The 16,010-nt window shown below is 54.3% G+C and carries 8 protein-coding genes; 6 read left to right on the top strand and 2 right to left on the bottom strand.

All coding sequences use genetic code 11. The annotated features are described in order from the left end of the window. The first annotated feature begins 19 nt into the window (after nt 1–19). Nucleotides 20–2,017: an ankyrin repeat domain-containing protein gene (locus ACR0DY_RS14030; protein WP_480480265.1), complete on the top strand. Its 1,998-nt coding sequence runs from the start codon at nt 20–22 to the stop codon at nt 2,015–2,017. A gap of 109 nt (nt 2,018–2,126) precedes the next feature. Here ACR0DY_RS14030 and ACR0DY_RS14025 read toward each other — a convergent pair whose 3' ends face one another. After that, the gene (locus tag ACR0DY_RS14025) at nt 2,127–4,328 is read right to left on the bottom strand and encodes a toll/interleukin-1 receptor domain-containing protein (protein WP_480514487.1); all 2,202 of its coding nucleotides are present in this window, start codon (nt 4,326–4,328) and stop codon (nt 2,127–2,129) included. A 135-nt stretch (nt 4,329–4,463) separates the two neighbouring features. Between ACR0DY_RS14025 and ACR0DY_RS14020 the strand changes: the two genes are divergently transcribed. The 4 genes from ACR0DY_RS14020 to ACR0DY_RS14005 all read left to right on the top strand — a co-directional run bounded on the left by ACR0DY_RS14020 (nt 4,464) and on the right by ACR0DY_RS14005 (nt 10,847). Next, nucleotides 4,464–7,157 (top strand): S8 family serine peptidase, encoded by a 2,694-nt coding sequence (locus ACR0DY_RS14020; RefSeq protein WP_480514488.1) that lies wholly within the window; start codon nt 4,464–4,466, stop codon nt 7,155–7,157. A 20-nt stretch (nt 7,158–7,177) separates the two neighbouring features. After that, nucleotides 7,178–8,842, top strand: a complete 1,665-nt coding sequence (locus tag ACR0DY_RS14015; protein ID WP_480480271.1) for a trypsin-like peptidase domain-containing protein — start codon at nt 7,178–7,180, stop codon at nt 8,840–8,842. A 120-nt stretch (nt 8,843–8,962) separates the two neighbouring features. Next, the gene (locus ACR0DY_RS14010) at nt 8,963–10,054 is read left to right on the top strand and encodes a hypothetical protein (protein ID WP_480480273.1); all 1,092 of its coding nucleotides are present in this window, start codon (nt 8,963–8,965) and stop codon (nt 10,052–10,054) included. 103 nt (nt 10,055–10,157) lie between these two features. Continuing rightward, entirely contained in the window at nt 10,158–10,847 is a 690-nt protein-coding gene (locus ACR0DY_RS14005) for a toll/interleukin-1 receptor domain-containing protein (protein WP_480480275.1), read from the top strand. A 132-nt stretch (nt 10,848–10,979) separates the two neighbouring features. Here the strand turns inward: ACR0DY_RS14005 and ACR0DY_RS14000 are convergent, their stop codons facing one another. Beyond that, a complete protein-coding gene (locus tag ACR0DY_RS14000) occupies nt 10,980–12,488 on the bottom strand; it encodes a DUF4062 domain-containing protein (RefSeq protein WP_480480277.1) in 1,509 nt (502 codons plus the stop codon). 180 nt (nt 12,489–12,668) lie between these two features. Between ACR0DY_RS14000 and ACR0DY_RS13995 the strand changes: the two genes are divergently transcribed. Next, on the top strand, nt 12,669–15,986 hold the full coding sequence (locus ACR0DY_RS13995) for a hypothetical protein (RefSeq protein ID WP_480898506.1): 3,318 nt from the start codon (nt 12,669–12,671) through the stop codon (nt 15,984–15,986). Nucleotides 15,987–16,010: the final 24 nt, after the last annotated feature.

Genomic DNA, 16,010 nt, shown 5'->3' with positions numbered 1-16,010 from the left:
AGCCATAAGTGTTAATGCAATGAAGTTGTTAGAACTTTCGAACTGTTGCGGTACGGGCCATATGCCGCCGAGCAGCGTTCCGGGGGATCGCCTCAATCTACCTTGCTGCGACGGTCAAACGCTGTTGGGGAATGCCGCCGATCGCGGGGATGTTGCACGGATAAGAGAACTCATCGCCCGGGGAGCTGATCCTAACGGCATTGATCTTCATGGCCAGCCACCTTTGATTGTCGCAACCTTGAACGCAAAAGGCGCGAGCGTGCGTGAGTTGCTTGAGCATGGGGCCAGCCCCGATGCGCCGGATAACAACGGTAGAACGGCTCTTATGTATGCACTGTACTTTGGACATCTCGACGTTGCCGAAACGCTAAAATCGAGCGGAGCTAGTCAGTCGGCCCACGACTTGGATGGTCGAACGGCTGCGGACTATGCCGGCCATAAAGCTGCCGGCAAGGACATGAAGTCCACAATCGAGTTCGTCAAAGGCCTAGGCGTCGATCCCAAGACGGTCAAAGCTAAACTTTCGCCGATGAGATCGGATCCTGATTTTGTAACCTTGGAGTATGTTAAGCGATTGAGCTTTCTGCAATTACTACGCTTGGCTATTTTCATGTGGATCGGTTTGGCGGGACTTGCGCAGATAGGCGGGTTGTTGCGGTACGGAGAATTTCATTACGTCTTGGTTTCTATCCTAGAAACTTTTCCGCAGTGGACTTTGTATCCAGTTTTCTATTCGGCGCCGTTTCCGTTTGGATACAGCGGTTTCGGCTGGGCAGAAAGATTTCCGCTTTTTGTTGCGATTTTCGGATGGACAATACCGTTTGCCTTGCTGGTTTGGCCAATTCTCCGGCGGCGTAGAATTGCGCGTAGCACAAGAGTCGGTCAAGTTGGCGTGGCCGATCTCGAGCGTGCTTATTCCTCGATCGCGACGTCGGACAGCGCGGCACGCGGCGTTGCGAATATCCTGAAGCACGGGGGGCGAGAAGCATTCGCCAAGCTAAAGGAACAGCCACTTCCAAGATCGGACAAAAGGATGGTCTGGTTTCTATTGGTGGTTGCGCTTCTTGTGCCTTATCTGTTTGGGCTAGTGCAGAAATTGCTACCTTATCTGGACCTGCGCCTTCGCTTCTTTTGGCTCTATGAGTTGTACGTTTGGGTGCCGCTTAGCATCGTCATACTTCTTGCTCTGCTATTCGGCTTGAAAGTGATTGCGTCTTCTGTCTTCTCTCGAACTTTGATCGCAAAGCAGAACAGTCGAAACATTCTTATGTCCGAACGCCTCGATGGATTGTCGGAAGGGAAAACTGAAGCCGGGGACTACATTCTATACTTACGGGCCTTCTCGCAGGATGGGGCGGTGCAGGTCGGTAACTTCGACCTGGAGGCGGTACTAGCATATTCGTTTTCTGAGGTGACCGATGTTGTCGCTTTAGGAGATGAGACAGGGCGCCTAGGGCCGGTTGAGTTGCGGACCGATGACGATGAATGGGAAGAGCGCGTTCTTGAATTGGCGAAGAGAGCGCGTTTCATCGTTATCGTTCCTGCGGCGACGGAAAGCGTAGCCCGGGAAGTTGAAATATTGAAAGCAAATGGGCTGCTGGCGAAATGCGTTTTTGTAGCCCCACCTGAGAATAAGACAACGGGTGCCAATCTTCAGTCTAGCAATTGGGCCGCCATGATGAGCTTCGGGATCTTTGCGACGCTGGAAGTTCCTTCTTACGTGCCTTCGGGCTTCCTTTTTCGCCTGTCCGATGACGGGAGACTGGAAAGCTGGGACGCACTTGGGTTGCAGCTTGAACCGCCACCGATCGTCGCGGGGGTCGAATTCAATGATGGATCGGACTCCGACTTCTCTTCGGATTTCGATCCAAGTATCTCTGACGGAGGTTGGGAGAACGGCTCATTGTCCGACATGACAGCGGCTGTCATGGCGCAAGAACAAGCTGCGATGGATCAGAGCCATGCGCACAATATGCACATGCAAAACAATGATTGGGATGATCACCATCATTTGTAAATTGCAGGACTGTGGAAATGGAAGGCATGAATGCTAAATCGGGACCGCATTTCTTGATCCGCCAATTGGCCGAACCAGAGCAATTCAGGTCACTCAGTTTTTTTGTTGCTTATTGTGGAGGTCGCACGCCCAGAAAGAAGCCGATCGTCTCGACGAATTGCTTCCACAGATTGGAAGGGGCGCATACATCCTCAGCCTGACGGTCGGCGAGCAGCGGAGCGACTTCAGTGTCACTTACGTCAAGCACGGCGAGTGTTCCACCAAGGCGATCGCGACATACCCTTTGAATTAGTTCGGGCCCGGAAAGATTGACCGCAACCTCAACAGGAAAATCCAAGCCGGTGTACAGTCCTTCGCCATCGAGAATCTGAAGCAACGTTCCGTCTTCAGAGAAAGCTATGCCGTACTGAGGGTTGTGGGATGCATCGATCAGAGCCAGTTCCCTGTCGGTCGCTTTGTCACGTATCGTCACGATACCGTATACGTCTCCAATGGCGATGCGCAGTCCGTTAGGAGAGATTGCCGGTTGAGCGTTGAAACGGGTGTGGCCGTCCGTGAAGTCCTCGACATTTCCAACAAGGCCGATGCCTTGTGTTACCTTCAGGAATGACCGCCAGTCTTGCGCGGCCGCTGGCCCCCATATTTGCACAACCGGGTTATTATTGCCGCCGGTCGCGAAAACGGTACCGTCCGGCGAAACCGCGAGCGATCGGGCGTGGCGCTCCTGCGATCCAAATGTCTCAGCTGTCGTCCAGTTCGCATCCGCAGTCTCAATCCAGAGACGCGCGGTACTGTTGTTTCCATTCGTCAGGACCTGCGTCCCATCGACATCCAGAAACGCGGCATTGGTGATATCGGTAGCAGAGGCAACCCGAGCGCCCGCAACCCAGCCCCGCTCGTCCTCAAAGGAGGCGATGCTCATTGCCCCCAACGAGACTGCAAGCGCACGTTTCCCTGAAGTGGAGAAGTGTAGTCGGCGTACTTCACTGGGCATGAGTTCGATCAGAGGGGAGGGTGCAAATTTGCCATCGGCGCCTAGTTCGTACATCGTCAAATTGCCATCAATATCACCAACAGCAAAGCGGTCGCCATCTTCGGAGACCGCTGCGGCTGTGGGAACAGTCGGAGTTGCTTCATCCGTATAAATGAGGCGCCAGGTCCCGTCCTCATAGTTCCAAAGCTCAACCCGAGCGGATTGATACCCGAGCACCACAGTCATTCCACTTTGAGAAGAACCGAAGGCGCGGATCATGCCCGATCCACTTTCAAAAGGACTGTGGTTGTTCCAGCCGCTTCTACCCAGCTGCCAGTACGTAAGTCTCGATCCGGAAAGCGGAAGTGACAGTATTCCGTCATTGTCGCCGACGAAACGGGCTGTCGCGAGCTGCTCGTCGATATCTATGAAGTCGGTGTCTTCCCGCCAGCCGTCGCCATCGCGGGTGTAGAAGCGGACCGTTCCATCCTGAGATGCACTGAGCAAGCGACGCGATTGCCCGTCGAAGGACACATCGTAAATTGAAAAGTCGTGCCCGCGAAACTCCGCAAGAAGTGGCGTTGCGTAGTAGGCTTTGATCAGTGTGGGTTCTGCATCGGGAGCAACTGGAGATATCGGCGATTCCTGCGCGCTCAGGATTGCGAAGCGAAGCGCTCTACCGGCATCACCGTTTTCCAAAGCGCTGCTTGAGAGGGCGGCGAGAACGGAGGAGGCCTGCAAGTTCACTGCCCGGGCCTGGATGAGCAGAGATACGGCATATGCGGTCAGAATAGATACCACCACCGAAATGGCTATTGCGCCCCTCCAAGTAGCCCTTCTTCGATCACGGCGTTTCAGTTGATCGAATTCGAGCCCTCGGATGCCTGCCACCAACTTCAGTAGGGCATCCTGTTTACCCACTGCTCGAACATCCACAGCAAATGGCTCGGCTCGTTTGCCGTCGGCTCTGAACGCGGGTGGCAAGCACTCTGCTTGTGGATCGCCCGGTACACCATCGACGATCATGCCGAAAATCTTGTCGCCACGACCGAGCGACCTGAACTCTTGGACTTCATCGTCGACGTAGCTGCTCTTTGCGCTTTGAGGGCTACAGATCACAATTAGTGTGTCCGATCGCTTCAAGGTATCGACGATCTCGGCCCAAAGATCAGGACGAGCGGCCATATCGTCATCGTCTCGGAAGACCGGGTGCAGCCGTCGATCGCCCGGTTGCAGACCTTTGGGCATCCGATAGGTTTCAAGCTTTCTTCCCAACCACTTGCCCCAAGTTTTGTCGGCGTGGCTATAGCTTATGAACGCTCGATACTGTCTCTTCACAAGGCGGCTTATCTTGTTGTTCCTTTGAACGTACCGAGGGAGGGACTCCTCGACCGACGTTGGCAATCCGCTGTTTTTCTATCGAGTGAATCCCAAAAATGGTCTACTCTTGCGGTATATGTACGAGGTTTTTTCATGCTCGACTTTCTAAAAGATGCGGCACGCGTGGCGGTACAAACAGGTCAACAATCGCTTCCACCTGACATTTTGAGTTTTACACTGGAGTACGCCAACAGACCAGAGCTTGATACTGAGCGTCAGCGCTTGGAACAACTCCTAGAGGGAAGCGGTTTCGATCTTTTCGCCTATTCTGAAGAAGATGATCCGGACCTGCTTATCCTTCAATTTCAAGGCATTCAAATCCGTCAATCGCCGGGATTCTTATTCAAGGTTGCGGATGAATTGGCCTCGGAGCTTGACCTTGTGTCGGCCGTTCCCGAGGTGGGACCCGGGTGGATCGAGATCGAGACTGTATCGGATCAACCTGAGGCCGTCGGTGGCATAGTCTGGGCCGCTTGCCGTTCGGATGCACCGCCGCCAAGTGATCCCGATTGGGCAAGGAGGATGATCCAGGCTGACAAAGCGGAAAGTGAATTTTCCGTAACAGGGCATGGCGTCCTGATTGGCCAACCGGATACAGGTGTTGCGGAGCATGAGGAGCTCAAAGAAGGGGTCGACAAGGCACGCGGGTTTAACTTCGTGGACAACTCTACCGACCCGACCGATCCTCTCTCTGCGAGCATGTCCTCGCCCGGTCATGGGACTAGCACATCCAGTTTGGTCATTAGTCGAAGCGGCGGTTCAGTGAACGGAAGCGCGCCCGGTGCAACACTGGTACCTATCCGCTGCATCAACGGTGTGGTGATCGGATTAGGTGTCGCTGTTGCCAAGGCGATTGATCATGCACGAAAGCAAGGGTGCAATATCGTGACAATGAGCTTGGGCGGCGGGCTCCAAGGACTGGCTCTGAAGCGGGCAATCCGGAGGGCCGTTGACGCGGATATGATTGTTCTAGCCGCGGCAGGGAACTGTGTCGGCTTTATCGTCTATCCGGCTTGGGACGAAAACGTAATCGCCGTTGCAGGCATTGATGAACATGAAACCCGTTGGAAGGGATCAAGCCGCGGCAGGAAGGTTGATGTCTCTGCGCCCGGAGAGAACGTGACGGTGGCTCGGCGCAAGCCTGGGTCTTCAGATACGTCGGATATCAATCCCGAAGGACAGGGAACTTCTTTCGCCGTGGCCCTAACGGCTGGTTGTGCGGCGCTCTGGATCGAACGGTGTGGACTCGACGCAATTATCGCCGAGGCTAGACAGCGCGATTCCAGTGTACAGGAGCTTTTTCGTGCTGCGATCCGCTCATCGGCAAGGCGCCCGGAGAAATGGAATACGAATAAAATGGGTGCCGGAATCGTCGATGCCCATAATCTATTGAATACGCCACTGGACAAGATACCCGAACCAGAGGCCGTCACGTCGCAAGCGACAAGTGAGCTCGTTTTCGGAACGTCATCTTTTGGTAGATTTGAATCGGAAGCGACCTTTCTCGCAAGCGATCAACTCATTCGGAAGAGTGGTTCTTCGGTTCTGCTGGAAGGTGCGGACATGCCAAGACCGTCGCCTGGATTCGAAAGGCTACTTCGCGAACGGCACCCGGAAGCGCTCGGGCAACCATTTGTTGCAACCGGACCTGCAACCCCTGTCGAACTGCCCGAAGAAGTTATCGGCCGCATCTCGACCCGTAGTGGTGCCTTCCTTGAGTCACTAGGCAACTCGAACCAGGTCCTTGTCCAAGCCGAAGCCGTTCTAGCCTATCATGAAGGTATTCAATCGGAGTCCTTAGGCTCCGGTGCAAGGGGCGAGTTTCTTGCTGGAATAGAAAGCACGCTGGCCGACATCGGACGAAATGGGGCACAGGCGTTGGAGGGCGTCGACCATGACCGAGATGTGCGCCTTGAGGCCTTAGTTGAATTGGTGGGTCGACCCGCGCTGAGGCTGAGCAATGGAGAGACGCCGTTCGATACACAGCACCCTGGCATTGGCAAATTTGCTGAAGGCTTGTGGAACTCGCTCGACGATATCCGTGAACTATCCAGAACAGTCGGCAGGGTCGATATCGATACAGCCAGCGGGTGGCAGCATGTTGGCACCGGATTCGTCTCAGGCCCAAATCAGATAATAACAAACCGGCATGTGCTCGATGCATTTGCTGAGCCGTTTCCGATCGCGTCCGGCACATTCGAGATGCGGCTCACCGCCAATGCCTCCATCAACTTTGATGCAGACGCAGCCGACGACAAAATGCGCTACAGGATCAAGAGCGTGATATCAAGCGGTCGGGACCGCATCGGACGTTTTGTCGATCTATCAAAGCTCGATATGGCCATTCTGGAAATTGAAACCGAAAATGGGCATTCTAGCCATCCCAATACCTTTAGCACAAAATGGCTGCCGACCTCTGGCATTACTGAAGTTGCAGTCTTCGGTTTTCCCGCACGACCGGGACAATCGGCAGCGCCGCAGGGTCAAAGTGCTGCGCTCGAGTATTGGCGGAGGATCCGAGAAATCTATCAGCGAGACTTTGGAACGAAATACCTGAGTCCCGGGGAGATCAAATTCCGTCCAGGTGAGATGGAGGGGGACAAGCGAGGCTGGGCATTCAGCCACGATGCGACCACGATGGGCGGCAATTCTGGGTCGGTTGTGGTTTCAATTGGCGATCAGTTCGGTCCATGCGGTCTCCATTTCGGCGGGCGCACACTTGCGCGAAACATGGCCCACGATCTGACAAAGATCGATACCAGTCGAGACTTGGTTACGCAATTCTGATCCAAAAAGGATGATGACTTATGCTTGAGGACCTTGTCAGTTTAGTCTGCGAAGCAGCCAAAGACGACGATCTTGAGCGCTTGAATGAGGCTTGTTCTGTTTTGATCGCGCGACTTCCTGAGGAACCCGGAACCATCGATGATGAGCTAGCACGAAAGGCCTTAAAGTGTCTGCGTTCAAACCGTCGTTTCGAGCAAATGCGCCGCGTTGCGAACGCGTTCTTGGTTGATGGGAGTGAAGACGCACTGGTGGTACATTTCCTCGCTCAGGGCATGATCGAGGCCGGCGAACTTCTACCTGCCATCAGGCTGTTGGAGAACGAGGTCGCCAATGAAAACCTCGCAGAGGACGATTGGGGAGAGTTGAAGGGGGCGCTTGGCCGGGCCTGGAAGGACCTGGCAATGCAGACGCGGGACCGGCGACCTGAGATCGCAAAAAACGCCATTCAGAATTCTTTCCGTCATTACAGCCAAGCTTGGATGCAGAATGGAGCAAAGTTCACCTACCAGGGAATTAACATGGTTGCCGTTGGAAATTGGGATGAACGCCAGGGGAAAGGGCAGCACCTGCTGACGACGGCCGATCATGAAGGAGCCCGAGCGGCTGCACTGAGTATCGTCGAAGACCTCACAAGCCGATCCTGTTACGAGCTTGAAAATTGGGACTACGCCATATTGGGCGAAGCACATCTGGGTGCCGGTAACCATGACGAAGCTCTGAAGTGGTATGGTGCATACACCAAACGCGAGGACTCGGCATTTGCGCTCGCAGGGTCGGCCCGCCAATTGCAGCAACTTTGGGATGCGGACAAGCACGATTGGGGCGAGAAGATCCTCGCTCCGATGATTGGCAAGCTCGGGATGGAGGCAGGAGGCGGCTTTACCGTATCGCCTAAAGCTCTCGAACGCCTTGCGTCCGTCACTAAACAACAGCATCAGGCCGTCTTGGGCGACGTAGGCACGAGAACTTACAGTTGGCTCCAGGAAGGATTGCGCGCCGCCAAGTCCGTCGCGATCATATTCAAAGACGGCGCGCCCCACGGCACAGGGTTTGCCGTAGTTGGGAAAGAGCTGGATCCAAAACTTGGAGATGAGATTGTTGTACTGACCAACGCACACGTTGTGAGTGGGACTGGCTATCCTGACGCTGCTAAACCGGCGGAAGCAACAGTAAGGTTCGAACTGATCCACCAAGAAGGTCTTGGACCGTACAGCTACAATGTGGACAAGAAGTTGATTTGGGAATCGCATCCCGACGAGCACGATGTTGCCGTGCTTCGTCTCGATCCGGCGGTGCCGAGCGAACAAATTTCAGAACGCATCTACCACGAGTTGCCGGAGCTCTCAGGGGACAAAAAGAGGGTCTATATTATTGGTCATCCAAGCGGTCGAGAGATCAGCGTTTCGTTTCAAGACAACGAATTGATTGCCTATGAGCGCGAAGTCTACGAGTCGCCGAACAGCATTGTACCCTGCCGAATTCAGTACCGCGCGCCCACTGAACCTGGAAGTTCAGGGAGCCCTGTTTACGATCAGAGTTGGCGCATCATCGGGATCCATCACGCGGGCGGGCGCTATGTGCAAAAGCTTGACGGTTCGCGCAACACTCATGCAGCGAACGAGGGTCTTTGGATCGAATCAATGCGCCGCGCGCTCAGGCAACGAAGTGACGGGCAAGATCACTGATGCCTTACTGACGACAGATCATTTCAATTATTTGCTTGCTAGGAAAGTCCAAAGGGGGGAAATACCGTGAGATTAATAGATCCATACTCACCATCTGAGCTGCCACCTGACGTTCTCGTGATGTCTTCTTCACATTACGAAGTGACGGAAACTGCACTAGCTGGAGTGGGCGGCGGAGCCCCCGTCCTTGATCGTTGGGATGTACTTACCCACAAATACCGGTTCACGGCTGATGCAAAACTTGGCTTTCTCGGAAAGCTGTTTAGTGGCAGTGGTAAGTCGGTAAGGGCTGGCGTTACGCAAGAGGCCAAGCAGTACCGCCTTGATCAAACGGACGACGGACGGGTGGTCGAAACGGGTGTGGCCGTCCGCCTCGCTGTCGCCACAACGAGCTTCGACGCACAAACCGAACTATCGGTGCCTAATCTCGCCGCTGCAGCCCAGTTGGGATTGGCGGAGACGCGGATTGGTATCTATGTGATGGGGTTCCGCGGCCCAATCGGTGACATCATGCCGGCACCCGCCGACCTGAATGTCGAAAACTTTGGCAGTTTCATGGACGCCTTCGAGGCGATTCAGAAGCGAGTCTTTAGTATCGAAAGTGTGCCGCTTTTGTCGCCAACGGTTCTTGGCTACCAGGACACGTCTGAGGACGCCACTGGGACCTTCACAACCGAGGCCGCTTTTGAGGTGAGTGACCAAACGGATCGCGAGAAAGAAATCGACTTGAGTGAGGACGCTCACCTCGATCCCGACGACGACGCCCGTTTATCGTTTCCGGAATACGAAACAGAAGCGCTGCGTCCATGGCGAGTGGCGGAGAGCCTTTTGCAGCTGCGTGACCAAGTGAACAAGCAAGCGCCGAACCGAAGCAAAAAGAGCGACGGTTCAATTGGCGACGCTGCCCATGCAACACGGGCATCTGACCACAACCCATGGGTGGTGGATGGGTCGCATGGCGTCGTAACTGCGATCGATATTACGCACGACCCAGACAACGGGTTTGATGCAGAGAAACTAGCAAAGGCATTGCAGTCGACCCAAGATCCAAGGCTCAAGTACATTATCTGGAATCGTCGGATTTTGAGTTCGACGAAAAAACCATGGAAGTGGAGGAATTATAGCGGAAGTAATCCTCACACGAAGCATATTCATATTTCTGTTCATTCCGAGAAGTCAAAATACGATGGGACTGGAGCCTGGACAATTTGAGGCTTTCGCGTTCTGGCTCCCTGCATGGTAGGACGATAACGGAGCGCCATCTCTCAAATAGTATTGGCTAGCATCTCTGACTAAAGAAAAGTGGGTTAAGACAATGAGCTTTCATTGGAAATTTGCGAGTTCCGAGATTGACGAAAGATATTCCGAGGACGCTATCGGGTTCTCGGCTTGGAAAGAGAGCATAGCGTATCTCGACAATCTGGATGACTATCAAAGAGATGCTTCCGACTACAGCGAGGAGCAGCGCCTAAGAGCTACACAGGCACTATCGATGTTCACTCAACCGAGTTCCGCACAGCAAGTAGCGCCGACGATTTTCATTTCACACCAAAGCAAGGACGTGGCCTACGCGGAGCGTGCGGCTTGGCTGGCTTGTCAGGAGGGGATTGGCTACTGGCTGGACGTGCACGATCCAACCCTGACTCATGCAAACAAAACGATACCTAGAAACAGCGCGGTGTATCCGGTGTTGATTGCTGCCATTATTGAAATGGCATTGTTGAACAGTTCGCATCTCATTGCGATTCACACTAAGAATAGCCAGAAATCATGTTGGGTTCCATATGAGTTCGGTCGGGTCCGTGATCAACGGATTCAGTCGAAGGATTGCGGTAGCTGGTTTCATCCGATGACACGCCAAGCGGATCATGGAGATTACTTGCAACTGGCTCGAGCAACGCAGGGGGGCGAAAGCGACATTACAAGATGGCTGCGCCAATGGTCTTCAAGCGGTTTGAGAATAAAATGGCCCTATCCTTACACGCCGCCCAAGCTCCCCATTTAGCTGCCATCTCGTTTGGCGATTCAAATATTGGATCCGTTGATTCGTTCAAACCTCCGGATTAGCTTTCGATTGTTGGATCGGGCAGAGCCGCTTTCGCACAGGAGAGGATATCCTTCGCGTTGTAATTATTGATCAACCTCTTCTAAGTTGATCAAACGCGCCAACGGCGGTCGCCGCAGCGATCTGGGCTTCCTCGCCATCTATTCGAAGACGTGTGTCCAAGAGCAGTCGGCCGGCTCGTGCAACCATTTTCCCGCCTTTTGCATAAAATGATCGACCGTTAGGTGTCGGATTTTGCGAAAGCAAGCGTAGACCATGGCGCATATCGGCCTTTCCTGTGCGAAGGCGGCCCGTGATGGCCTTGCAGAAGCCAAGACTTACCAGTGCTTCGCCGCGTCCGGTCAGATCACCAACGCCCATATCGTAGATTTCTAGCGCCTTGCGTGCATCGGCAAGGGCATCGGAAATGAGCAGCGGAGATCCGAGACCGGCCAACCGAATGTTGGCGTGACAACGGATCATCAAGCTGCCCACCGCGGCGTTGCCAAGCTGGTCGTAGGCGCGTGTTGCAAGAGCCCGTGACTGTTGGAAACCACGTCTTGTTTGTGCTCTCGTATGCATTCTCTGAGCCAATGAGTAGTATGCACTTGCGCGACTGGTTGTCAGTTCTTCCAGATTGCCGAATTTCTCTGAGTTTTGCTCCCAAAGAGCCTGTCGTGTGTTAATGACAGCCAAAGGACTGAGATAGATGCAACCGTGAAGCCCGAACCAAGAGGCGGCCTTCTGCCAGTGCGTTAAAAGGGTATCCCAAGCTTCTGGTCGTTCTGGTTTGCTCGCAATGAAATTATCAGATGCTGCCAGGTCTCGCATGGCGGCCCATACCCTAAACAGCATAGCTCCTTGTGTGACGGGAACCAAGCCTTCGCCGTCGCCGGTGCTTCTCGCATCGATTGCTGCAAGTGTTCGCTCAATATCTATAGCGCTAGCCCCAGGTGTTTTCGGGACGGACGAGCCATTGAGAAATCTAAGACGCGGATCGCGCATTTCGCGAACAAGGTCGTTCTGCAATCGCGTGGCGGCAAGGAAGTCGGGCACGCCACGTAGTGATCCAGCCCGCCTCAGGTCGCCCGCTTCTCCCAGGACCTTGGCGGCCTCAGCCAAACTTTCGCATAGGTCCACTACACTGCCGCTTCGGTATGCAACCGACGAAAACCGATCTTTGAAGAGCGTCAGAAGATCACGGAGCAGCGCGTTCGGCTCGACACCGGCTTCGTGCAAAACGAGTATCGGTTTCTTGAGGATCGCAGCAGTGAAAATCTCCATCTCAAGATAGCTCGCCGAAGAGGTACCTTGATCGAGCCTCACGCCGCTGCCGTGGCGCTTGCCGAGCAGAAGCACGAACAAGCTACAGGTTTCGATGGCCTGACGGCACAGCGTCAGGATGTCTTCGTCTTTCTGAAATCGCTCATTCAACGCCTCCCATGTCACCAAAGGCGCTGATAGGCTTGGGGCAAAGTCGAGCATCGCCTCCCGCAGTGGATAGCGTGCATCAAGAATACCTTCATTCTCCAACAAATTGGACGACAGAAAGATGGTTCCTTTACCTTCTGGGTTTGGGATCGTTCCCCGATGCGAATCCATGTCAAAGCCTACGAGGGTTGCCTGGGCGATGCGAATTGATGCTACAGTTTCAAAGCTAAGGTTCAAATTTGTGATTGGCGTTTATCCACACTTCGAAACGCAGTCCTACTGTTCTTCATTATGACGAACCTTGGCTGGTCAGGGCAGGCCGAACACGCCGAGATGAGACCAGGAGAAGGCATGAGCGATATCGAACGAAGTGGTGACCTATCGCCCCAAGGGATCGAGGGAAATCTTGTCCCCGCGGACACTTTTGTGGCTGATCCAGGGTACGATCTCTTTATAAGCTACAAGCGGTCTGATGCGGCTTCTCACGCGTCCGCTCTAAGGAAATGGCTGAAGAGATACCGGCTGCCCAGATCTCTTCAGACGGAAGAAAGAAAACGAAACCTCGAGGTATATCTCGACGAGATCAATGTTCGAGCAAAAAGCGACTTCCTCCAAGAGATTGTACCGGCTCTCGGACAATCACGGTTCTTCCTGGTCGTGAACTCAAAAGACGCAGCAAAGGCCGCTCAGGACGGTACACCCAACTGGGTGGTTCGGGAGCTTCTCGTCTTTCGAAATGATGGCAATCCACGTCGTGATCAGATCGTCGCTGCGACGCTGGATGCAAATTTTGATGCGCCCTTACCGGGCGGGCTGGATAAAGAGTTGCCTCGTATCGAGCGGATCGACATTCAGGAACTCACAAGCTGGTGGCGGTGGTGGCCACCGAAACGCCTGCGCATTGAGAGCGAGCTTTTGCCTCTGATCGCAACGCTGAGGGACATCGAGCCAGACGAAATGGCCACCCTGCGGCGAGAAGCACAGCGGACGGCGATGAATCGGCTGGTTGCACTGTCTGCTTCCGCGATCGTTGCGACGTTCATACTTTTTTTCGCAATGATTTGGAAAGTCGAAGCAACGCGGTCAAGCTTTGAAGCGATTTTCGCGCAAGCCGAGGCAAGTCTCAGCGGATCGGAGGCGCACACCATCACCGCTGCTAACGCTGCGAGAGACGGAGATTACCTTGGCTCGATTCGATTGCTAGCGGAGGCTCAGAAACTTGCCTGGACGACACGCGCTCAGGCGGCTGCTTTGTCGCTCGAGGAACCACTCGCAGTTTTCGATCATACCGTGGAATTCCAGGCTTGGAGGACGGCGTTTTCGTCGGAAGGAAAGCTCGCCTTGGGCGGCTTCGATGGCGAAGTTGTCCTCTATGATCCGCTGCAAATGACGCAAGTCACAGTCCGACAATCTGATGGCATTCCCGTTGTCGATTTGGCCTTCGAACCAAGCGGAGATCTTCTAGTTGTTCTGCGAAAACCGGCGAATGCCGCGTGGAACAGATCTGGTCTTAGCGAAATCGCAAGCCGTCTCGAGAGGATTTCGCCTTCAGGTGATACTGTTGACCTGGGCTCGCCTCCAAGCGGCGCAGCTTGGCTCTCCGTCGCGAGAAGCCAGAACTCTGCTGTGCTTCTCGCAGGTGCAGACGACGGTGTCTGGCTGCTGGATTACGAAGCCCAAGCTTGGCTAAAGCTTGACAATGGAGATAGCCGTGGGGGACCACATGGTCCAGTTTCTTTAGCTGCGTCATCAATGGGCGACTTTGTCGCTGCGTCAACCATCCAAGGTGCGATCACGGTTTGGCGTGTCGCAGACCGTCAGCTGGTCGATCGGTGGCTTGTCCCAAGGCCAGAGGGCACCTTTCCCTACAACCCGTTTGATCTTGTGTTCCTAGAGTCGGGCCCAGACCTTGTATTTGGCTCTTTCGACGGCTCCGTTCACCGCTGGGATTTCACCTCGGGTGCAGATCCGATGGTCTTGGCCATGCCTCATGAGCAAGCAGTTACGAGTGTCGCGCTGACACCAGACGGCCGTCGACTTGCGACTGGCGGATGGGATGCGGTTGCCACTGTGATGGGCGTTGGCTCAACGCAGACTGCTCAAGAACTGAGTGTCGGGCATGAGGGTTTACGTGCCGGTGTGATGGACATCTCATTGTCGCGGGATGGAGTGTGGCTGGCCACGAGCGAGGCCGTTCCGCTCAATCGAGGGGGTGTTGATGACCCGGGTGCATGGCTTTTCGGAATTGTGCGAGTGTGGCGGCTTCGTGCACCTGAGGAGCCAGATCCGACATGGCAGAGGCCTTGGTGGACGGTGGGCTTCGACTCTTCCGGCGCAATCCTGTCGGCAAGAGTCGAGAACCCTGTGAGATTCGTTAAAGAAGGGCAGTCACCAATATCCATACCCGCGGCGGTCAATGTTTGGGACGCAGTCGCGGAGAGTCAACGAGAGGGGGATTCAATCAGGGCGCTGAGGGTCGATGACAGTTTCGGCCGAGAGGGTGATTACGTTTCCGTTCAATTTGATCACCGGCCTGGCTCAACCCTCGTCGGCTCAGTTTCCTTGTCTCCAAGCGGCCAACGGGCTGCGTTTCTGAGCGCTAAGGTGAATATGGACGGAGCTTCGCTGGTTAATCCGGAGGTTGTCCTCGTCGACCTTACAACTGGTGAAGTTGTTCAAAGAAGAGAAATATCCCTGGCACCGATCCGAGCATTCGGACCTTTGGAATTCTTTGACGACGAAACGGTGATTGCTTCATTGATCGCAACTGTCGGCGCGCCCGAAGAGCAGCGCGGCTCCCATGTGTGGTGTTGGAATGTAAGTTCGAATTCACTGGAGTTGATTGTCAGCATAGAAGAGCAATCGATATTTGACATGGCTGTTTCAAGCTCAAATGGAATGATTGCCATAAGTGACGACTTCCGGACCATCATAGTCCTTGATCTGGCTGGACAAGAAATTTGGCGCGCCGACGCGGATCGCCGGTATGCAAACTCGCCAGCACAGCTGTCGTTTTCACCGGACGGAAGGACGTTGTTTGCGGCGACTACTTCTCAGCTGCATCGATGGGAAATCCGCGATGGATGGAAAGAAGTCCAGGGTTCCGTAGATACCGAGTTCAAGCCGCAGGACATGGCAGTCGATCCCTCTGGACGGCTATTGATTATCGCAGATCGGAATGGTTCGCTCAGATATGTTGATGTTTCCTCTTTCGAACAGCTGTTGGTCAAGGAGATGGGTATCGGACCGCTTCTAGAACTCTCTATCAGCCCCGATGGAAGGCGGATTGCCGCAATAGGCGTGAGTGGGCAGCGAGTTCTCGGAGGCATTCTTCCGAGTTCGGTTGAGGAAGCTGAGCGCATGTCCCGATTGACAATAATTGGCGGCAGTCTTGCCCGGCTTAGTTCAGAGGAAGAGTCGCGGCTGGTGGTTCAGTTCACGGAGCCAAATCTCGGCAGTTTGGCGAGCGCCGAAGATGCGGAGTTTTACAAGATTCTCCGATCTAGTGGAATTGCACTTCGGATCCCTGAAATGTGGCTAGAATGGCTTATTGCGACAGAACCACTCAAAATTTCGGAAGACATGGAGATATGGCTGAGCAAGCACCGTGACCACCCATTTGCATCTAACCTCGTGCATTGGATAATTCCGCAACAGCGTCAGAACTAGCTTGTTTCTGCGCATTGCGCTTAA

This window comes from Ruegeria sp. O6, from assembly GCF_056535045.1.
The sequence above is the reverse complement of the archived record's forward strand: the minus strand, read 5'-3'. Positions and strand labels throughout refer to the sequence as shown.

Bases quoted from the DNA above. Each gene is read 5' to 3' on its own strand.
- ACR0DY_RS14015 (WP_480480271.1), top strand. From the start codon at position 7,178: ATGCTTGAGGACCTTGTCAGTTTAGTCTGCGAAGCAGCCAAAGACGAC.
- ACR0DY_RS14020 (WP_480514488.1), top strand. From the start codon at position 4,464: ATGCTCGACTTTCTAAAAGATGCGGCACGCGTGGCGGTACAAACAGGT.
- ACR0DY_RS14030 (WP_480480265.1), top strand. From the start codon at position 20: ATGAAGTTGTTAGAACTTTCGAACTGTTGCGGTACGGGCCATATGCCG.
- ACR0DY_RS14010 (WP_480480273.1), top strand. From the start codon at position 8,963: ATGTCTTCTTCACATTACGAAGTGACGGAAACTGCACTAGCTGGAGTG.
- ACR0DY_RS13995 (WP_480898506.1), top strand. From the start codon at position 12,669: ATGAGCGATATCGAACGAAGTGGTGACCTATCGCCCCAAGGGATCGAG.
- ACR0DY_RS14000 (WP_480480277.1), bottom strand. From the start codon at position 12,488: ATGGATTCGCATCGGGGAACGATCCCAAACCCAGAAGGTAAAGGAACC.
- ACR0DY_RS14005 (WP_480480275.1), top strand. From the start codon at position 10,158: ATGAGCTTTCATTGGAAATTTGCGAGTTCCGAGATTGACGAAAGATAT.